A 19,418-nucleotide genomic window follows, 5' to 3' on the forward strand; every position below is an offset into this window, starting at 1 on the left:
GCCACGTTTTCGATTGTAAGTCGAAAACCGGGTTGAAGCTAATCGGCCCGGGGTGATGCGACCGGTGAGGGTGCCGGGCGCATGAGGAAGGAGCATGCCATGGCGTCACCGACGCAGGCATTCGCAGCGCAGGTCGTCGACGGTCCGGCCGGTTACGGCGGAGTCGAGGCCACACCGGAGTGGGCGGCCGAGATCAAGCGACTCGCGCGCGAGCGCAACGCCACCATCCTGGCGCACAACTACGAACTACCCGAGATCCAGGACATCGCCGATCACGTCGGCGATTCCCTCGCACTGTCGCGGATCGCCGCCGATGTCCCCGAGGACACCATCGTGTTCTGCGGTGTGCACTTCATGGCTGAGACCGCGAAGATCCTGAGCCCGGACAAGACCGTGCTGATTCCGGATCAGCGCGCCGGATGTTCGCTCGCCGACTCCATCACCGCCGACGAGCTGCGCGCGTGGAAGGCCGAGCATCCCGGCGCCGTGGTGGTGTCGTATGTGAACACCACCGCCGCGGTGAAGGCCCTCACCGACATCTGCTGCACCTCGTCCAACGCCGTCGACGTGGTCGCGTCGATCGACCCCGGCCGCGAGGTGCTGTTCCTGCCCGACCAGTTCCTCGGCGCGCACGTCAAGCGCGTCACCGGTCGCGAGAACATGCACATCTGGGCCGGTGAATGCCACGTGCACGCGGGGATCAACGGCGACGAGCTCACCGAACAGGCCCGCGCCCATCCCGATGCGGAACTGTTCGTGCACCCCGAGTGCGGGTGTGCCACGTCGGCTCTCTACCTCGCCGGCGAGGGTGCCTTCCCGGCCGACCGGGTGCACATCCTGTCCACCGGCGGCATGATCGACGCCGCCAAGAACGCGCAGTCGAAGCAGGTGCTGGTCGCGACCGAGGTCGGCATGCTGCATCAACTGCGCAAGGCCGCGCCGGACATCGACTTCCAGGCGGTCAACGATCGCGCCGCCTGCAAGTACATGAAGATGATCACCCCGGCGGCGCTGTTGCGATGCCTGACCGACAACGTCGACGAGGTGCACGTCGATCCGGAAACCGCAGCGCTGGCACGTAATTCGGTGCAGCGCATGATCGCCATCGGCAATCCCGGCGGCGGCGAATAGCACCGGCACCCGCCTCCGGGCGGGCCGGAAAGGTTCGATCGATGATGATGACGCCTTCGATCGGCTGGGAAGCCGAAGCTGATCTGGTGGTGATCGGTGGCGGTGTCGCGGGTTTGACCGCGGCCCGCACCGCCTCGCTGCGGGGGTTGCGGGTCCTGACCCTGAGCAAGGGCGGCCCGACGGATACGTCCACGCAATACGCACAGGGTGGGATCGCGGTCGTCGCGCCCGACGGCGACACCGTCGACTCCCATGTCGCCGACACCGTCGACGCCGGGGCGGGACTGTGCGACGCACAGGCGGTGCGCTCCATCGTGGCGGGCGGCCGGGATGCCGTCGCGGCGCTGACCGACCTGGGCGCGGTCTTCGATCTCGGCCGCGACGGGCAGGTGTCGCGCACCCGCGAGGGTGGGCACAGCACTCGCCGCATCATCCACGCCGGTGGTGACGCCACCGGCGCCGAGGTGCAGCGCGCGCTCAACGCCGCCGGCCTGCCCGTGCTGTTCGGCACCGCGGCCCTCGACATCGTCACCGGGCCCGACGGTGTGCGCGGTGTGATCGTGGTGTCGGACCAGGGTTTCGGCATCGTGCACACACCGGCCGTCCTGCTGGCCACCGGCGGTCTCGGCCAGCTCTACGCCTGCAGTACCAATCCGCCCGGGGCCACGGCCGACGGCATCGCGCTGGCGCTGCGGGCCGGTGCGCTGGTCGCCGATCTGGAATTCGTGCAGTTCCACCCCACCGTGCTGTTCAGTCCCGGCGGGCTGGGCAGGCGACCGCTGATCAGCGAGGCGGTGCGCGGCGAGGGCGCGGTGCTGGTCGATTCGAACGGTGATTCGGTGACCGCCGGTGTCGATCCGCGGGGCGATCTGGCGCCGCGCGATATCGTCTCCAAGGCCATCGCCGCCCGGATGCGACAGCTCGGCACCGATCACGTGTACCTCGACGCTCGCGCGATCGACGGTTTCGCACAACGATTTCCGACGATCACCACCTCGTGCCGCGCCGCGGGCCTGGATCCGCGTGCCGACCTGATCCCGGTCGCGCCGGCCGCGCATTTCCAGTGCGGCGGGGTCGTCACCGATACCCACGGGCGCACCGCCGTCCCCGGCCTGTACGCGGCCGGCGAGGTGGCGCGCACCGGTCTGCACGGCGCGAACCGGCTGGCATCGAACAGCCTGCTCGAGGGCCTGGTCGTCGGCGAGCGGGTGGGTGCCGCCGCGGCCGAGCGGAGCGCCTCCGCATCGGAGGTGACCACGGTGCCGGAGCTGTCGTTGCCGCGCATCGACCGCACCGCCCTGCAACAGTTGATGTCGGCACACGCCGGCGTGGTGCGCGACGGTGACGGGCTGCGCGGGGCGATGCTGCGCGTCCTGCATCTGCGCGGTGGCGGATCCGGGAAATCCGAGGCCGCAGATGCTACGGAAGGTGCTGTGACACACGGGGTTCCCGGCGCGGAGCCGTCCGATCCCGCGGACGACGGAGGCGGCCGCGCGCCGGAAACAGCCGCAGTGCAGGCGATTTCGCGGCTCCACGGCGAGCAGGCCGGCGTGCTGGCCGCGGTGGAGGACGCCGCCCTGACCCTGACCGCGCGGACCCTGCTCCTCGCGGCCACCGCCCGCGCCGAAAGCCGCGGCTGCCATACCCGATCCGATTACCCCGATCCGCGCGATGAGTTGCGGCGCAGCGTCGCGATCCGGCTCGGTGACGACGGCCGTCCGCAGGTCGTCGCCGATCCGCTCCCCGCCGCGGACCCGCTGCCGGCGGTGAGCACTCGATGACCGCCGCCACGCACCACCTGCTGAGGAGTAGATGATGGCACTGGACCCGCAACTCGACCCCGGGGAACTGCGCACCCTGATCCGCACCGCCCTCGACGAGGATCTGCGCTACGGGCCCGACATCACCTCGGCCGCAACGGTTCCCGCCGAGGCGACCGTCAAGGCCGCGATGGTCTCACGCCAGCCGGGCACGGTGGCCGGCATCGACGTCGGGCTGCTGGTGCTCGACGAGGTGATCGGCGCCGGGAACTACGAGGTGACCGATCGCGTCGCCGACGGCACCCGCGTCGGCCCGGGCGACGCGGTGCTGACGATCGTCGCGCCGACCCGGCAGTTGCTGACCGCCGAGCGCACCATGCTCAACCTGGTCACCCACATGTCGGGAATCGCCACCGCCACCGCCGCCTGGGTGGATGCGGTCGAGGGCACCGAATGCCGCATCCGCGACAGCCGCAAAACCCTGCCGGGACTGCGTGCGCTGCAGAAGTATGCGGTGCGCGTCGGCGGTGGCGTCAACCACCGGATGGGCCTCGGCGACGCCGCCCTGATCAAGGACAACCACGTCGTGGCCGCCGGATCGGTGGTCGCCGCGCTGCGTGCGGTGCGCGAACTGGATCCCGATATCGAATGTGAGGTCGAGGTCGACAGCCTCGATCAGCTCGACGCCGTCCTCGCCGAGGATGTGGAACTGGTGCTGCTGGACAACTTCCCGCTGTGGGCCACCCAGGCCGCCGTCCAGCGCCGCAACAGCCGCTCGCCGCGCACGAAACTCGAATCCTCCGGCGGGCTCTCCCTCGAGTCCGCCGCCGACTACGCGCGCACCGGCGTCGACTATCTGGCGGTCGGCGCCCTCACTCATTCGGTGCGGGTGCTGGATCTCGGCCTGGACATGTGAGGCGGATCAGCTGGTGAGTTCGCGCTCCAGCGGGGTGCGGAAGCGGGGGATGGCGCGCACGTCGCCGTACCAGGCGGCGGTGCGCTCGACCTCGGCGTCGATCAGCGCTTTCGCGTCGGCGCCGACGTCCTCCAGCAGCCGCCAGGCGATTTCGCCGTCGGCGCGCTGAGCCCAGCCGCCGACGATGCGGCCGTCCACCCAGATGCTCGGGCCGATATTGCCGTTGGTGTCGAACAGGGCCGGGGCGTGCGGGCCGAGGAACCAGTCGCGCGACTGCCAGCCCATCGGAGTCGCATCCAGGGCCGGCAGGAGCGCCGCCCACGGTTCGGTCTCGGGTTCGGGATCCGTATCGTCGGACAGCATCACTCCGGGCCTGCCGTCGAGGTCGACTTCGGTGAGGTCGAGACTCGAAAGCGTCTTGCGCACATCCGTTTTCGTCCACCCCGTCCACCAGGTCAGATCCTCGACGGGAGCCGGTCCGAAGCTGCGCAGCCAGCGGCGGGCCAGTTCGGCGCGCGCCGCGTCGAGTGCGATCGGCTCGGCGTCGGCGGGTAGCCATGTCTCGCGCGGCGCCCAGGTGTACTGGCTGCTGGTCCAGCCGCCGTTGGGACGGCCGCGCACGATCAGCCCGTCGCACCCGAGGATGAGCAGCACCCAGGTGGTGATGTTGGTGGGTTTCGAATACGGCTTGCCGGGTGCGGTGTCGACCTGGGTGCGCAGCCGGGGCACGGCGGCCGACAGTTGCGCGCCGGTCGCACTGCCGCGGGCCAGCAGTTCGCGATGGGTCTCGTCGGCCACGTCGGCCAGCCAGGCATCGATATCGCCCTCGACGACCTGGGCCAGATACTTCCCGTAGGCGCGGCGCTGCTTGATCGCGAGCGCGTCGGCCACCGCGGCCTGCAGGACGGGAACCAGGCCGACCGGCGCGACGAACATGGTCCGGCGCATCGCCAGCAGCCGCAGCAGCGACCGATCCTCGTAGAGGGCGCGCTCCACGTCCGCCGGAGCCAGACCCCGCGTGCGGGCGCCGACCGCGAGGAACACCGTCGCGGGATCGGTGGCGTGCAGGGCGACCATCGAATCGGCGATATCCGCGGGATCGGTACCGCGGGATTCGACAGCGAGCCGATGCCGCCGCGCCAGCCGCGCGCGTCGCTGAGCGACCGTAATCGAACGCATGGGCGAATCCTAGCCTGCTCGGGCCGCGTCGAGGACGACATCCGCACCCCGCAGTAGTGGGAAGGATGTGGGACACGCTGTCGTTGATCATGAGGCGAACGACAGTCACCGAGACCGCACCTGCACGCGGGCGGCTGCGCGCCCTCCGGACGCGAGACCACACAGGAGAACTCATGACGGAAAACCCGGCCCCGGTCTCGAACTGGGACGGTGCGGCACTGGATCTGCCGGCGTATTTCGCCCGCATCGGCTTCACCGGAACGCCGGCGCCGACCCTCGACACCCTGCGCGCGCTGCAGTACGCGCACACCACCACCATCCCGTTCGAGAACATCGAGCCGGTGCTGAAACGTCCGGTGCTGCTGGATCTTCCGTCGTTGCAGGACAAGATCGTCCGATCCCGCCGCGGCGGCTACTGCTACGAGAACGTGGGCCTGTTCGCCGCCGCGCTGGAACGGATCGGCTTCGGCGTCACCGGTTTACACGGGCGCGTGAGTATGGGCGCGGGCGGTGAGATCCGCCCGGCGACGCACGCCCTGCTGCGCGTGACCACTGCCGACGACGAGCGGGTGTGGCTGTGCGATGTGGGTTTCGGTTCCGGGCCGCTGGCCCCGCTCGAGCTGAATCCCGATGCGGGGGAGGTGCGCGCCGGCGACTGGCGATTCCGGCTGGAACGCACGCGCGGCGAACTCGATTCGCAACTGTGGGTGCTGCATCACTTCGCCCGCGACGGCTGGATCGACCGCTACAGCTTCACCATGAATCCGCAATACCGCATCGACTACGCGGTCGGCAACCACTTCGTCTCCACCTTCCCGCGCTCGCCGTTCGTGACCCGGCCGTACGTGCAGCGATTCCGGCCGGACCGGCACGACGTCATCGACAACACCACCTGGATCACCGAATATCCGGACGGCACCTCGCACAGCCGCGATCTGCCGCCGGCCGATCTGCCGAAGATCCTGGCGGCCGAATTCGATATCGAACTCGACGACGCGGACGCGGCGACACTGGCGGCGGGGGAGTGGCTGCGCGGCTGACCGGCGGCCCGCGCGGGGCGGGCGATTACCGCACCGCGGCGGCGCACGGCGGTAGTGTCGGCCGAGTGCGCACCGGATCGAAGTTGTTCGCCCTGCTCGCCGCCCCGATTCTCGCTGCCGCCGCCTGTTCCGGAGACAGTTCCGCCGACCGGCTCGACCGCAGCGTGCACACCTTCGCCGAGGCGTTGAGTCACGGTGATCCCGCCGCCGCGGCCGCCGTGACCAGCGATCCGGCGCAGGCCACGACCACCCTCGGCGCCCTCTTCGACAGCCTCGGCAAGAAGGTGCGCGTCGACGTGCGCTCGGTGGACCGGTCCGACCACCACGCGGCGTTCGGCCTCGCCACCACCTGGACCTTCGGCACGGCCGGAAATCAGTGGACCTACACCACCACCGGCACCGCCGACGAATCCGGCGACCAGTGGAAGGTCCGGTGGAATCCGGCCACCGTGGCGCCCGGCCTCGAGACCGGGCCGCTGTCCTACGACACCGTGGCCCCGCAACCGGCCGCGCGCGTGCTCGACCGTGACGGCGCGGAATTGATGACCCAGCAGGTCGTCACCCTGGTGCAACTGGCGCCCGGCGCCGACCCGAATGCCGTTGCGGCCGTACTGGGACCGATCGATCCGAGTATCACCGCGGCGAGCCTGCGCCAGGACATGGACAAGGCGCAGGGCAAACCCGTCACCGCGATCGCGTTGCGGGCCGATGATCTCGCCCCGGTGCAGGACCGGCTCGCCGCGCTGCCGAACGTCACGTCGGCACCGCAGACCCGGCTGCTCACCGTCGACAAGACGCTGACCTCGCCGGCCCTGTCCGGCGTGAGCGACCTCTGGCAGCACAGTACCGACGCCGCGGCCGGCTGGGCCGTGCGCGCGCAGGCCGCCGACGGCGTCCACACGGTGGGCGGACAGGACCCGAAACCCGTCGCCGACATCAGGACCACTCTCGACACCGGAATGCTGCGCCGTGCCGAGGCCGCGCTCGCGCCGATCCCGACTCCGGCCGCGATGGTGGTGCTGCGACCGTCCACGGGTGACGTTCTCGCCGTGGGGCAGAACGCGCCCGCCGACGCGCAGGGGCCGATCGCGCTGACCGGGCTGTACCCGCCGGGTTCGACCTTCAAGACGGTCACCGTGTCGGCCGCGTTGCAGGCCGGGCAGGTCACCGCCGACACGATGCTCGCCTGCCCCGGCACCGAGAACATCGAGGGCCGGCAGATCCCCAACGACAACAACTTCGACCTCGGCACCGTCGCCTTGCACACCGCTTTCGCGCGGTCCTGCAACACCACCATGGGACGGCTGGCGGTGAACCTGCCGCCCGATGGGCTGACCCGCGCGGCCGCGCAACTCGGCCTCGGTGTGGATTTCACCGCCCCCGGCATGACCACGGTGACCGGAAAGGTGCCCCCCGCAGACACTTCCGCGCTGCGGGTCGAGGAGGGCATCGGCCAGGGCCGGGTGACGGCGTCGCCGTTCGGCATGGCGTTGGTCGCCGCGACCGTCGCCCACGGTTCGGTGCCGGCGCCCACCATCGTGGCGGGATCGCCCGGGACCGCGGACCGGACGCCGGAGCCGGTGCCGGCGCCGGTGCTCGATCAGGTGAAATCCATGATGCGCGAGACGATTACGAACGGCACGGCCACCAGTCTCGCCGACATTCCCGGCATGCTCGGCAAGACGGGCACGGCCGAATACATCGACGACACCCACGCGCACGGCTGGTTCGTCGGCATCGACGGCGATCTGGCACTGGCGGTGTTCGTCGCCGATGCCGGCAGCTCGACGCCGGCGGTCGAGGCGGCCGGACGTTTCCTGCGGAATCAGTAGTAGCACGCCCTGAGATCGAGTGAAGTTCGTCACACATACTCTCGCTGTATAGCGGAGTGATCTCGACCGCATCGCATGGTGGTCACACATATCCGGCACAGATCTCGCTCCGGCGTCAAAGCGGCCCGTCACGCCCGCTACACTCGTCCGGGAACACGCGCGGGACCTGACCCCGCGCGCGGTAAGTCACGGATCGCGGAGAAACTCGGAGTAGTGCCATCGAAACCGGCCAAGTGATCGCAGGGCATTACCGCCTGGTCGAGCGGATTGGTAGCGGCGGCACAGGCGTCGTCTGGCGTGCCGTCGACGAACGACTCGAACGGTCGGTCGCGATCAAGCAGATCCTCACCCAGCCCAGTCTGCCGCCGGGTGAGAAAGAGATCGTGCGTCAGCGCGCGTCTCGGGAGGCCCGCAACGCGGCCCGCTTCCAGCACCCCAACGCGATCGTGGTCTTCGATATCACCGACCACGAGGGTGATCCCTGCCTGATCATGGAATATCTGCCGTCGCAGAGCCTGGCCGTGGTGCTGTCCTCGCAGGGGACGCTGCCGCTGCTGCAGGTGGCGCGCATCGGCGAGCAGATCGCCTCGGCGCTGGTGGCCGCCCATCGCGCCGGCATCGTGCACCGAGACATCAAGCCCGGCAACGTGTTGCTCGGCGACAACGGGACCGTGAAGATCACCGACTTCGGTATCTCGAAGGCCAAGGGTGACGTCAACCTCACTGCCACCGGCCTGATCTCCGGCACCGCCGCCTACCTGGCTCCGGAGGTCGCCCGCGGGGCGGAACCCAGCCCGGCCGCCGACGTATTCGCCCTGGGCGCAACGCTTTTCCATGCCCTCGAGGGAGAACCGCCCTACGGCACCAATCCGAATCCGCTGGCGCTGCTGTACGCCGCGGCCAACGGTCAGCTGAGCCAGCCGCGCAACGCCGGCCCGCTCACCGATCTGCTGCTGGATCTGCTGAGCTTCGAGCCGGAGGACCGGCCGAGCATGACCGACGTGCGTGATCAGCTGGCCGATTTCGCGGATCAGGCCGCCGATGCCGAATCGACCCGGATGCTGGCCACCCACCGCGGCGGTGGTCGCCGGCAGGCCACCCGCACACTGGATCGCCGTGCGGCACAGGCGGATATCTCCACCGCGGAGATGATGGCCACCGCGGCGGTGCTCTCCGAGCCGGAGATGCAGCCGGTGCGGCCCGCCGCGGCCGCCGCGCATCCCACCCGCTCCCATCCGGTGCCCCCGGCTGCCGAGCCCGCACCGACCCGCAATGCGAAGCCGTGGGTGTTCGCCGGTGGTTTCGCCGCCGGTCTGGTGATCGTCGCCGCGGCGCTGTATCTGATGTTCGGCGGCGCCAAGACGGAATCGCCGGGCTCGCAGGCACATTCGCCGGCGGCGACCGCCACCGCGCAGGCGGGTACCTCGACGCAGAGCGTCGCGGCCGTGGGGCAGACCAAGAGCGCCGGGAAGACGGATGTCGGCTCGGCGGCCGGTGTCATCCAGAACTTCTACGACGCCCTCGTCGACCAGAACACCGGCACCGCGTGGAATCTGCTCACTCCCGCGGCGCAGCAGGTGTACGGCAGCCAGCAGGCGTTCGCGACCTACTGGAAGCAGAACCAGATCACGGCGTACAACACCATCGAAGGCGCACGCGGCGGCGGCAGCGCCAATTCCGACGGCTCGGTGGATATGTCGGTCGCCAGCATCACCTACGGCGGTCAGTCCAAGTCGATCGAACTCCGCGTCGTGGTGGGCAGCAGCGGGAAGCTGCTGATCGACAGCGACACCCACTGATTCCGCCGCGCGCGGTGCCTCCGCCCACGGGCGGAGGCGTCGATCCGTCCGCGGTAGCTGTCACCTCCGGTGTGCCCCCGGTAGGGTCGAGGCGTGAGCACTCGGCAGCTGCTGAAGGACGAACGGGCCGAACTGATTACGCTTCTGCGTGATCTGAGCGACGACGAATGGGAGGCGCCCTCCCTGTGCGCGGGGTGGCGGGTGCGTGATGTGGTGGGGCACCTGCTCTACGACGAGATCTCCCTGCTGGGCTACGCCCGCTTCGCCCTCGGCCACCGGCTGAACACCGACCGGGTCAACAACGGTCTCGTCGACCGGGTGCGCGACCTCACCCCGGCGCAGCTCATCGAGCGATTCGAGAACTCCGGACAGCGCATCACCGGCAAGTGGCCGAGCCTGGGCCTGGCCGACATCCTGGTGCATCAGCAGGACATCCGCCGTCCGCTCGGCCGGCCCCGCACGATCCCCGCCGACCGCCTGGTCGCGGTGCTGCGCCATCCCGACCCGTTCGCCGGCCCGCGCAAATACACCCGCGGCCTGCGCTTCGTCGCCACCGACGTGGAGTGGTCCGCCGGCACGGGCCCGGAAGTCCGTGGGCCGGGCGAGGCGCTGGCGCTGGCCGTAGTGGGCCGCCCCGTCGCCCTGGAAGACCTCTCCGGTGAGGGAGTGGCCACGCTGCGCCGCCGTCACGGCGTGTGATCCGCCGCAGCGACCGCCGACCGCGAATGCCGCTGTCGCGCAGCGGTTTCGGTCTCGGCCGGCCAGTCGGCGAGTAGGCGCGGAGCGGTCGCGCTCGGCGAGTCGGGCTCGACTAAGCGATCGACGCCTGATCGAAGTCGTCGGGCAGTCGGCGAAGACCGGGCCGTAGGTGTTGTGCGGCCGGCCCGCATGGTGGTTGTGGAGCGCCGGCATGGGCCCGACGCCCTCGAGGCCCGTTTCGTCACGCCGCCCTTCCGCCATATCGCCGAGGTCCCGGACGTGATCCTGGCCGGGCCGGTGCCGCCGTATCGCCTGGTGCCGAAACGAGTCGCCGCGGCCGCGGCCGGAGGTGGGGGCGTGCCGCCGCGTCCGGCTCGGGCGGCGGATATCCACTGGCGCCGACCCGATAGGCTGGTAGGCGGTCCGGAGCTTTCGCTTCGATGTGATGACCAGCACAGACCGGCCGGACAGACAAGGATTTCACACCGCTATGACTAGCCGCATCGAGCTCGCCCGCGTGGATCTGCGCGGACGTACGCCCTCCGCTGCCGAACTGCGCGCGGCCCTGCCGCGCGGGGGAGTGGACGTGGACTCGGTGCTGCATCATGTGCGGCCGGTGGTGGAGGCGATCCGTGATCGCGGGGTCGAGGCGGCGCAGGAATTCAGCGCGAAGTTCGACGGCATCGCCCCGGCGAGCGTGCGCGTCCCGGCCGCCGAACTCGACACAGCCCTCGCCGAGCTGGATCCGGCCGTGCGCGCGGCGCTCGAGGTGGCCATCGAACGCACCCGCAAGGTGCATGCCGATCAGCGCCGCACCGACACCACCACCGAGGTGGTGCCCGGCGGTACCGTCACCGAACGCTGGGTGCCGGTCGAGCGCGTCGGTCTCTACGTGCCCGGCGGCAATGCCGTCTACCCGTCCAGTGTCGTCATGAACGTCGTCCCCGCGCAGGCCGCGGGCGTGGACTCGCTGGTGGTGGCCTCGCCGCCGCAGGCGCAGTTCGGCGGACTGCCGCATCCGACGATTCTCGCCGCCGCGAAACTGCTCGGCGTCGAGGAGGTGTGGGCCGTCGGCGGCGCCCAGGCGGTCGCGTTGCTGTCCTACGGCGGCACCGACACCGACGGCGCGCAGCTCGCGCCCGTCGACATGATCACCGGCCCGGGCAACATCTACGTCACCGCCGCCAAGCGCCTGTGCCGCGGCCTCGTCGGCATCGACGCCGAAGCCGGCCCCACCGAGATCGCGATCCTCGCCGACGCCACCGCCGACCCGGCGCACGTGGCCGCCGATCTGATCTCCCAGGCCGAACACGATGTGCTCGCCGCCAGCGTGCTCGTCACCGACAGCGCGGCGCTGGCCGATGCGGTCGACGCCGCGATCACGACCCAGCTCGAGGTGGTCAAGCACCGGCAGCGGGTGTCGGAGGCGCTGTCCGGCAAGCAGTCCGGCGTCGTGCTCGTCGACGATGTCGAGCAGGGGTTGCGGGTGGTCAACGCCTACGCCGCCGAACACCTCGAGATCCAGACCGCCGACGCGGCCGCCGTCGCCGGACGGGTCCGCAGCGCGGGTGCGGTGTTCGTCGGCGCGTGGTCGCCGGTGAGCCTCGGCGACTACTGCGCCGGATCGAATCACGTGCTGCCCACCGCCGGGTGCGCGCGCCACTCCTCGGGGCTGAGCGTGCAGACCTTCCTGCGCGGTATCCATGTCGTCGAATACAGCGAAGCCGCGCTGAAAGACGTTGCCGGACACGTGGTCTCCCTGGCCAACGCCGAGGATCTGCCCGCCCACGGGCAAGCCGTGCAGGTGCGTTTCGAGGCCCTGTCATGACCGCCACCGCCGATATCCCGGGCGCCGCTGCGACTCTCGACGATCTGCCGCTGCGCGAGAACCTGCGCGGCAAGAGCCCGTACGGCGCACCGCAACTGGCGGTGCCGGTTCAACTGAACACCAACGAGAATCCGCATCCGCCGAGCCGCGCGCTGATCGACGACGTGGCCGAATCCATTCGCGCCGCCGCCGCCGACCTGCACCGCTACCCCGATCGCGACGCGGTCGCGCTGCGCACCGACCTGGCCGCGTACCTGACCCGTCAGACCGGCGTCGCCGTGCAGACGGCGAACGTGTGGGCGGCCAACGGATCCAACGAGATTCTGCAGCAGCTGCTGCAGGCCTTCGGTGGTCCCGGCCGCACCGCACTCGGCTTCGTGCCCTCGTATTCGATGCACCCGATCATCTCCGAGGGCATCGACACCGAGTGGATCGAGGCCAAGCGCAACAGCGACTTCTCCCTCGACATCGACTACGCCGCCGCGGTGATCGCCGACCGCCGCCCCGATGTGGTGTTCGTGACGAGTCCGAACAACCCGACCGGACATTCGGTCGCCCTCGCCGATCTGGAGCGTCTGCTCGAGGCGGCGCCGGGCATCGTGGTGGTCGACGAGGCGTACGGCGAGTTCTCCGCCGCGCCCAGCGCGCTCGCGCTCATCGACCGATTTCCGGCGAAGCTGGTGGTCAGCCGCACCATGAGCAAGGCCTTCGCCTTCGCCGGTGGGCGGCTCGGCTATCTGGTCGCCGCGCCCGCGGTGATCGAGGCGATGCTGCTCGTGCGACTGCCGTACCACCTGTCGGTGGTCACCCAGGCCGCCGCCCGCGCCGCGCTGCGCCACGCCGACGAAACCCTGGCCAGTGTCGCCGAACTCGCCGCGCAGCGGGAACGGGTGGCGACGGCGTTGCGCGAGATGGGGTTCGAGGTGGTGACCTCGGATGCGAACTTTCTGCTGTTCGGCTACTTCGCCGACGCATCCCGCACCTGGCAGCGCTATCTGAACGAGGGCGTGCTGATCCGCGACGTCGGCATTCCCGGCTATCTGCGCACCACCATCGGACTGGCCGCCGAGAACGACGAATTCCTGCGCGTGAGCGAGATGCTGGTGGCCACCGAGGTGATCTCCCGATGAGTACGGAAGCGAGTATGAATCGAACCGCCCGGGTGGAACGCACCACCCGCGAATCCAGCATCGTGGTCGAGCTGAATCTCGACGGCACGGGCCGGACCGACATCTCCACCGGCGTCCCGTTCTACGACCACATGCTCACCGCCTTCGGCCAGCACGGCAGCTTCGATCTGACCGTGCAGGCCAAGGGTGATATCGAGATCGAGGCCCATCACACGGTCGAGGACACCGCCATCGTCATCGGGCAGGCGCTCGGTGAGGCGCTGGGCGACAAGAAGGGCATCCGCCGCTTCGGCGACTGCTACATCCCGATGGACGAAACCCTCGCCCACGCCGTCGTCGACGTGTCCGGCCGCCCGTACTGCGTCCACGACGGCGAGCCGGAACGGCTGCTGCACACGGTGATTCCCAGCGCCGGTCCCGGTGCCTCGTATTCCACGGTGCTGAACCGGCACGTCTTCGAATCGATCGCCCTCAACGCCCGTATCGCGCTGCACGTGCGCGTGCTGTACGGCCGCGACCAGCACCACATCACCGAGGCCGAATTCAAGGCAGTCGCACGGGCTTTGCGCGCCGCCGTCGAACCGGATCCCCGGGTCACCGGTGTGCCGTCCACGAAGGGAACGCTGTGAAATCGGTCGTGCTGCTGGACTACGGCTCCGGCAATTTGCATTCCGCGGCGCGCGCGCTGGCCCGCACCGGCGCGGAGGTCACCGTCACCGCCGATCCCCAGGCCGCGCTCGACGCCGACGGTCTGGTCGTGCCCGGTGTCGGCGCCTTCGCCGCGTGCATGGCCGGACTGACCCAGGTGCGCGGGGAGCGGATCATCGGCACCCGGCTCGCCGGCGGCCGTCCGGTGCTCGGCATCTGTGTGGGCATGCAGATCATGTTCGAGCGCGGCGTCGAATTCGGGGTCGAGTCCGAGGGCTGCGGGCAGTGGCCGGGCACGGTGGAACGGCTTCCGGCGCAGGTACTTCCGCATATGGGCTGGAACACCGTGCAGGCGCCCGCCGACAGCGTCCTGTTCGCCGGGATGGATCCCGAGACGCGCTTCTACTTCGTGCACTCCTACGCTGCGCAGAAGTGGGAATGGGACGACAACGGCACCATCGCCCCAGCGAAGCTGATCTGGGCCGAACACGGCGGGCCGTTCCTCGCCGCGGTGGAGAACGGGCCGTTGTGCGCCACCCAGTTCCACCCGGAGAAGTCCGGCGACGCGGGTGCGCAGCTGCTGCGCAACTGGGTCGGCTCGCTGTAGGGCCCCGCTGTAGAGCTACGTTTGCGGCGGCAGGGTGTCGACCCGCCCGGCGAGCCAGCGGCCGTCGACGTTGTCCAGGAACACCCGCAGCTGGGACCGTTCGGGGCGGGGCAGGCCCAGCGTGGCATCGCTGCGTTCGGATCGATCCACGGTCACCACGACCTGCGAATGTTCGGGGTCGGCCACATCGGTGCGGCATTCCACCGAGTTGGCCTCGGAGCGGACGTGCACCGAGGTCACGTGCGCGTGCCGATCGGGCGCGGACGCCGCGAACTGGTCGTGGAACGCGCCGGTGGACAACTCCAGGACCCGGCGGTCGTAGTCGTCGTAGCCCGCCCAGTCGTAGGTGGTGAACTGTCGCCCGAAGTCGCAGGCCGCCAACTGAATCGGGTCGGTGGGCGCGGCCACTGCCGTCGGGGGCACGAGCATCGCGGCGCCTGCGGCCCCGCACGACAACGCGAACATGATGGGCCGCAACGTGATCCGCGACATGGGTGAAGATCCTCTTCGTCGACAACGATGGCAGTACGTGCCCCCGACCCAGGGTACGTACGCGGAGACCGTCGGTCCGGACCTCCTGCGCACAGTGACACACGCAGTCTTCGGATTGCCCGGCGTTGTCCAGTTCAAACGTGTGATGCGCCTCCCCGCAGGCAGTGACCGGCGTCCCATTTGCGCCATCCCGGCACCGCGACGCCAACCGGTAGCCAGTAGGCTGCACACGTGAGTCTTGTGCTGCTACCCGCCGTCGATGTCGCCAATGGTGAGGCCGTGCGCCTGGTTCAGGGGGAGGCCGGCAGCGAAACCAGCTACGGCGCGCCCCGCGATGCCGCGCTGGCCTGGCAGGAGGCGGGTGCCGAATGGGTGCATCTGGTGGATCTGGACGCGGCCTTCGGGCGCGGCTCCAACCGCGAACTGCTCGCCGAGGTCGTCGGTGAGCTGGATGTGAAGGTCGAGCTGTCCGGCGGCATCCGCGACGACGACTCGCTGAAGGCCGCGATGGCCACCGGCTGCGCCCGGGTCAACCTGGGTACCGCGGCACTCGAGGATCCGCAGTGGTGCGCCCGCGCCATCGCCGAATACGGCGATCGGGTCGCGGTCGGGCTGGACGTGCGGATCATCGACGGCGACTACCGGTTGCGGGGCCGTGGCTGGGTCAGCGACGGCGGTGACCTGTGGGAGGTGCTCGAGCGACTGGAGCGCGACGGCTGCGCTCGCTACGTGGTCACCGACGTGAGCAAGGACGGTACGCTGCAGGGGCCCAACCTCGACATTCTGCGGCAGGTGTGCGCGGCCACCGAGGCGCCGGTGATCGCCTCCGGCGGTGTCTCCACTCTCGACGATCTGCGTGCCATCTCCGGGCTGGTGTCCGACGGGGTGGAAGGCGCGATCGTCGGAAAGGCCTTGTACGCCGGGCGTTTCACGCTGCCCGAGGCGCTGGACGCGGTTCGCTGACGTGACCTCCGCCGTCTCCGACCCGGCCGCGCTGCTCGCGACGGCGAGCGAGATATTGGACGGTGCGGCACCGCGTTTCGTCGAAGGGTTGGGGGCGCCGAGCGCGGTCCAGAAGGGCCGCGGCGACTTCGCCACCGCACTGGATCTGGAACTCGAGCGCACCCTGTCGCAGCAACTGGCCGACCGCACCGGAATCCCGGTGCACGGCGAGGAATTCGGCGGGCCGGAACTGAGCTCGGGCACCGCCTGGGTGCTCGATCCCATCGACGGCACCTTCAACTACTCTGCGGGCCATCCGCTGTCGGCGATGCTGTTGGCGCTGGTGGCCGACGGACAGCCCGTTCTCGGTCTGACCTGGCTGCCGCTGCTGGACCGCCGGTACGCCGCGGCGGCCGGCGGGCCGCTGCTGCTCAACGGAAAACCGTTGCCGCCCTTGGAACCCGGCCGTCTCGCGGAGGCGATGATCGGCTTCGGCGCGTTCAACATCGACGCCCACGGCCGGATCCCGGGCCGGTTCCGCTTCGACCTGCTGGGCGCGCTGAGCCGGCTGTCGAGCCGGGTGCGGATGCACGGATCCACCGGCATCGACCTGGCCTACACCGCGTCCGGGGTGCTCGGCGGCGCGGTCGTCTTCGGGCACCATCCGTGGGACAACGCCGCCGGAGTGGCGCTGGTACGCGCCGCGGGCGGTGTGGTGACCGATCTGCGCGGCGACGAATGGTCGATCACCTCGCGGTCGGTGCTGGCCGCCGCGCCCGGGGTGCACGAAGAGCTACTGGACATGATCGACAGCGCCGTCGACCGCGCCTCCGAGCGCAACGAGAATTCGGAAGGGACGCAATGACACTGGCGGTACGCGTGATTCCGTGCCTGGACGTCGACGCCGGCCGGGTGGTCAAGGGCGTGAACTTCGAGAATCTGCGCGATGCGGGCGACCCGGTGGAACTGGCCGCCGCCTACGACGCCCAGGGCGCCGACGAGCTGACCTTCCTCGACGTCACGGCCTCGAGCGGTGATCGCGGCACCATGATCGACGTGGTGACCCGCACCGCCGAGCAGATCTTCATCCCGCTCACCGTCGGCGGTGGCGTGCGCACCGTCGAGGATGTGGACCGGTTGCTGCGCGCGGGCGCGGACAAGGTGTCGGTGAACACCGCGGCGATCGCGAACCCGGAGATCCTGCGCGAGATGTCGCAGCGCTTCGGTTCGCAGTGCATCGTGCTGTCGGTCGACGCGCGCCGCGTGCCCGACACCGGCTCGCCCACCCCGTCCGGCTGGGAGGTGACCACTCACGGCGGTAAACGCGGCACCGGCATCGATGCGGTCGAGTGGGCGGTGCGCGGCGCCGAACTCGGTGTCGGCGAGATCCTGCTCAACTCGATGGACGCCGACGGCACCAAGGGCGGTTTCGACCTGCCGATGATCAGCGCGGTGCGCGCCGCGGTCTCGGTGCCGATCATCGCCAGCGGCGGCGCCGGCGAGGTCGACCATTTCGCGCCCGCGGTGCGGACGGGCGCCGACGCGGTACTGGCCGCGAGCGTCTTCCACTTCGGCGATCTGACGATTCCCCAGGTCAAATCCGCGATGCGGGCCGAGGGCATCACCGTCCGCTGAGGCCGGACGGCATCCTCCGCCCAGCACGCTCAGTTCCGACAGGACAGGTATAACGATGGCTATGAGTTTGGATCCCGCCGTCGCCGCCCGGCTCAAGCGCAACGAGGCGGGGCTGGTCGCGGCGATCGCGCAGGAACGCGGCACCGGCGATGTGCTGATGATGGCGTGGATGGACGACGAGGCCCTGGCCCGCACCCTCGCTACCCGCAAGGCCACCTACTATTCGCGCTCGCGGCAGCAGTACTGGGTCAAGGGCGAGACCTCGGGACATACGCAATACGTGCACGAGGTGCGGCTGGACTGTGACGGCGATGCCGTGCTGCTGATCGTCGACCAGCAGGGCGCGGCTTGCCACACCGGCACCCACACCTGCTGGGATGGGGATCTGCTGCTCGCCGACGCGAGCTGAACCGGTCAGCGGGCGGCGCCGGCCGTCGCCTCGGTGGCCGGCGGGTCGGGGAGTCCGTCGGCGCGCCCGATGCCCCGGGACAGGCCCGCGTCGAGCTGCGCTACCAGCGCCTCACCGAGAGTGAGCAGCTGTTCGACCTGCTCGTCGTCGATGCCGTCGAACACCAGCCCCCGCACGCCTTCCAGGTAGGCCGGGGTGGCCTTCTGTACCTGTTCGAAACCCTCGTCGGTGAGCACCGCATAGGCGCCGCGGCGGCCGCGCACCACGTCGCGGCGCGCCCAGCCCAGCCGTTCCAGCTTCGTCACCACATGCGACAGCCGTGATAGCGAAGCATTTGCCCTATTGGCCAGTTCGCTGAGTTGCAGGCGATGTCCGGGCTCCTCGGACAGCAGTGCCATGAGGAAATACTCGAAATGCGTCATACCGGCTTCGCGTTGCAGCTGGGTGTCCATTGCCGCCGGTAATCGCGTCGTCAGCGCGACCAGAGTCCGCCACGCTCGCCGTTCGGTGGGATTGAGCCATTCCGTCACTTCGCGCCCTCTCTTGCAGCCCAGTGACGCAAATCTCGGTTCACCGTCACTCGCGACCAACAAGTTTGCCACGACTTCGCTCGCTGGTCAGCCCGGTTGCCGATGACGTGACAGCGATCACGCCGGGGCGCGATCACGACGCTGTCGGTTCACTCCCTGATATCGCCTGGTGGACGCGTGTCGTTAGCAGTGTCCGGCGCGGTGACCACGCCGGCTTCGGCGCGGCGGGCCGAGCGTGCTCGCCATTGTTTGCGTAGCAGTAGCACGAGCAACACCACGAAGATCGCGGCCGCGACGATGGCGCCGACCAGTGAGGCGCCGCGGAAGCCGGGCGCGTCGACGTCGAGCACGCGTTCCCCGGCGTGCGCGGCGCTGTTGCCGCCCAGCACGATGGTCAGCGTCATCAGATTGGGCAGGGCCACGATCAACGCCAGCAGCGCCGCGGCGCCGGCGGCGAATTTGCCGGCTCGGGTGCGCCATACCCGCACCGCGCCCAGTAGGAGCAGCAGGGGGATCAGCGTGCACAGGAACCCGATCGCCAGGCCCGACCAGATGCCCTGGGCGAAGCTGCCGTGCCCGGACATACCGGCGATCCGCTGCGCCCACCAGCGCGGAATGAAGGCCGACAGCACGAAATAGGCGACGACCAGCACGATGATGACCGCGAGCAGGCCGAGGGCTCGATTCCGCCACACGGTGGCTCGGGGTTTGGTCCCGGAGTTCGTGAGGGAGCTCGTCGATGTCATGAATCCAGCGTATGCGCGAGGCGCGCGCCGACGCCGGGAGAATCGTGTCGTATCAGGCCGTCAGTGCGCTCTCACCAGGGCAAAGGCGGCCGTGC

19 protein-coding genes are annotated in these 19,418 nt (G+C 69.9%); 15 read left to right on the plus strand and 4 right to left on the minus strand.

All coding sequences use genetic code 11. The annotated features are described in order from the left end of the window. Positions 1-99 precede the first annotated feature (99 nt). The 3 genes from nadA to nadC are packed head-to-tail and all read left to right on the plus strand — an operon-like array spanning position 100 to position 3,807. A complete protein-coding gene (gene nadA, locus ACPCUW_RS20535; protein WP_423426482.1) occupies positions 100-1,131 on the plus strand; it encodes a quinolinate synthase NadA in 1,032 nt (343 codons plus the stop codon). Between the two features lie 44 nt (positions 1,132-1,175). Next, positions 1,176-2,912, plus strand: coding sequence for an L-aspartate oxidase (locus ACPCUW_RS20540; RefSeq protein ID WP_423426618.1), 1,737 nt, complete (start codon positions 1,176-1,178; stop codon positions 2,910-2,912). A 34-nt stretch (positions 2,913-2,946) separates the two neighbouring features. Further along, positions 2,947-3,807, plus strand: coding sequence for a carboxylating nicotinate-nucleotide diphosphorylase (nadC, locus tag ACPCUW_RS20545; protein ID WP_423426619.1), 861 nt, complete (start codon positions 2,947-2,949; stop codon positions 3,805-3,807). A 6-nt stretch (positions 3,808-3,813) separates the two neighbouring features. Here nadC and ACPCUW_RS20550 read toward each other — a convergent pair whose 3' ends face one another. Then, the gene (locus tag ACPCUW_RS20550; protein WP_423426483.1) at positions 3,814-4,986 is read right to left on the minus strand and encodes a winged helix DNA-binding domain-containing protein; all 1,173 of its coding nucleotides are present in this window, start codon (positions 4,984-4,986) and stop codon (positions 3,814-3,816) included. Positions 4,987-5,159: 173 nt separating this feature from the next. Here ACPCUW_RS20550 and ACPCUW_RS20555 point away from each other — a divergent pair, with 173 nt between their 5' ends. The 8 genes from ACPCUW_RS20555 to hisH all read left to right on the plus strand — a co-directional run bounded on the left by ACPCUW_RS20555 (position 5,160) and on the right by hisH (position 14,569). Beyond that, positions 5,160-6,026 carry an arylamine N-acetyltransferase family protein gene (locus tag ACPCUW_RS20555; protein WP_423426485.1) on the plus strand — a complete coding sequence of 289 codons (867 nt, stop codon included), beginning with the start codon at positions 5,160-5,162 and terminating at the stop codon, positions 6,024-6,026. A gap of 65 nt (positions 6,027-6,091) precedes the next feature. Then, the gene (locus ACPCUW_RS20560) at positions 6,092-7,858 is read left to right on the plus strand and encodes a penicillin-binding transpeptidase domain-containing protein (RefSeq protein WP_423426621.1); all 1,767 of its coding nucleotides are present in this window, start codon (positions 6,092-6,094) and stop codon (positions 7,856-7,858) included. 233 nt (positions 7,859-8,091) lie between these two features. Then, positions 8,092-9,657: a serine/threonine-protein kinase gene (locus ACPCUW_RS20565; RefSeq protein ID WP_063012985.1), complete on the plus strand. Its 1,566-nt coding sequence runs from the start codon at positions 8,092-8,094 to the stop codon at positions 9,655-9,657. 93 nt (positions 9,658-9,750) lie between these two features. Further along, on the plus strand, positions 9,751-10,356 hold the full coding sequence (locus ACPCUW_RS20570; RefSeq protein ID WP_423426486.1) for a maleylpyruvate isomerase family mycothiol-dependent enzyme: 606 nt from the start codon (positions 9,751-9,753) through the stop codon (positions 10,354-10,356). 490 nt (positions 10,357-10,846) lie between these two features. Beyond that, positions 10,847-12,184 (plus strand): histidinol dehydrogenase, encoded by a 1,338-nt coding sequence (gene hisD / locus ACPCUW_RS20575; protein ID WP_030514647.1) that lies wholly within the window; start codon positions 10,847-10,849, stop codon positions 12,182-12,184. Next, on the plus strand, positions 12,181-13,314 hold the full coding sequence (locus ACPCUW_RS20580) for a histidinol-phosphate transaminase (protein ID WP_423426488.1): 1,134 nt from the start codon (positions 12,181-12,183) through the stop codon (positions 13,312-13,314). The genes hisD and ACPCUW_RS20580 overlap by 4 nt, the downstream gene beginning before the upstream one ends. Next, the gene (hisB, locus tag ACPCUW_RS20585) at positions 13,311-13,943 is read left to right on the plus strand and encodes an imidazoleglycerol-phosphate dehydratase HisB (protein WP_030514645.1); all 633 of its coding nucleotides are present in this window, start codon (positions 13,311-13,313) and stop codon (positions 13,941-13,943) included. Before ACPCUW_RS20580 ends, hisB begins: the two co-directional genes overlap by 4 nt. Beyond that, entirely contained in the window at positions 13,940-14,569 is a 630-nt protein-coding gene (hisH, locus tag ACPCUW_RS20590) for an imidazole glycerol phosphate synthase subunit HisH (RefSeq protein WP_030514644.1), read from the plus strand. Before hisB ends, hisH begins: the two co-directional genes overlap by 4 nt. A 15-nt stretch (positions 14,570-14,584) precedes the next feature. Here hisH and ACPCUW_RS20595 read toward each other — a convergent pair whose 3' ends face one another. Beyond that, positions 14,585-15,061 carry a hypothetical protein gene (locus ACPCUW_RS20595; protein ID WP_393526683.1) on the minus strand — a complete coding sequence of 159 codons (477 nt, stop codon included), beginning with the start codon at positions 15,059-15,061 and terminating at the stop codon, positions 14,585-14,587. A gap of 231 nt (positions 15,062-15,292) precedes the next feature. Here ACPCUW_RS20595 and priA point away from each other — a divergent pair, with 231 nt between their 5' ends. From priA to hisI, 4 genes are all read left to right on the plus strand, one after another. Continuing rightward, positions 15,293-16,024: a bifunctional 1-(5-phosphoribosyl)-5-((5-phosphoribosylamino)methylideneamino)imidazole-4-carboxamide isomerase/phosphoribosylanthranilate isomerase PriA gene (gene priA / locus ACPCUW_RS20600; RefSeq protein WP_030514642.1), complete on the plus strand. Its 732-nt coding sequence runs from the start codon at positions 15,293-15,295 to the stop codon at positions 16,022-16,024. A gap of 1 nt (position 16,025) precedes the next feature. Further along, positions 16,026-16,868 (plus strand): inositol monophosphatase family protein, encoded by an 843-nt coding sequence (locus tag ACPCUW_RS20605; protein WP_063012994.1) that lies wholly within the window; start codon positions 16,026-16,028, stop codon positions 16,866-16,868. Further along, on the plus strand, positions 16,865-17,638 hold the full coding sequence (gene hisF, locus ACPCUW_RS20610) for an imidazole glycerol phosphate synthase subunit HisF (RefSeq protein ID WP_030514640.1): 774 nt from the start codon (positions 16,865-16,867) through the stop codon (positions 17,636-17,638). The genes ACPCUW_RS20605 and hisF overlap by 4 nt, the downstream gene beginning before the upstream one ends. Before the next feature lie 61 nt (positions 17,639-17,699). Further along, positions 17,700-18,047: a phosphoribosyl-AMP cyclohydrolase gene (gene hisI, locus ACPCUW_RS20615; RefSeq protein ID WP_030514639.1), complete on the plus strand. Its 348-nt coding sequence runs from the start codon at positions 17,700-17,702 to the stop codon at positions 18,045-18,047. Positions 18,048-18,052: 5 nt separating this feature from the next. On the opposite strand, the gene ACPCUW_RS20620 is transcribed toward hisI, so the two are convergent. After that, on the minus strand, positions 18,053-18,577 hold the full coding sequence (locus ACPCUW_RS20620; protein ID WP_227463178.1) for a MarR family winged helix-turn-helix transcriptional regulator: 525 nt from the start codon (positions 18,575-18,577) through the stop codon (positions 18,053-18,055). A gap of 149 nt (positions 18,578-18,726) precedes the next feature. Beyond that, a complete protein-coding gene (locus ACPCUW_RS20625) occupies positions 18,727-19,323 on the minus strand; it encodes a permease (RefSeq protein ID WP_423426489.1) in 597 nt (198 codons plus the stop codon). Positions 19,324-19,418: the final 95 nt, after the last annotated feature.

This window comes from Nocardia sp. AB354, from assembly GCF_049538315.1.
Lineage (GTDB): Bacteria > Actinomycetota > Actinomycetes > Mycobacteriales > Mycobacteriaceae > Nocardia > Nocardia nova.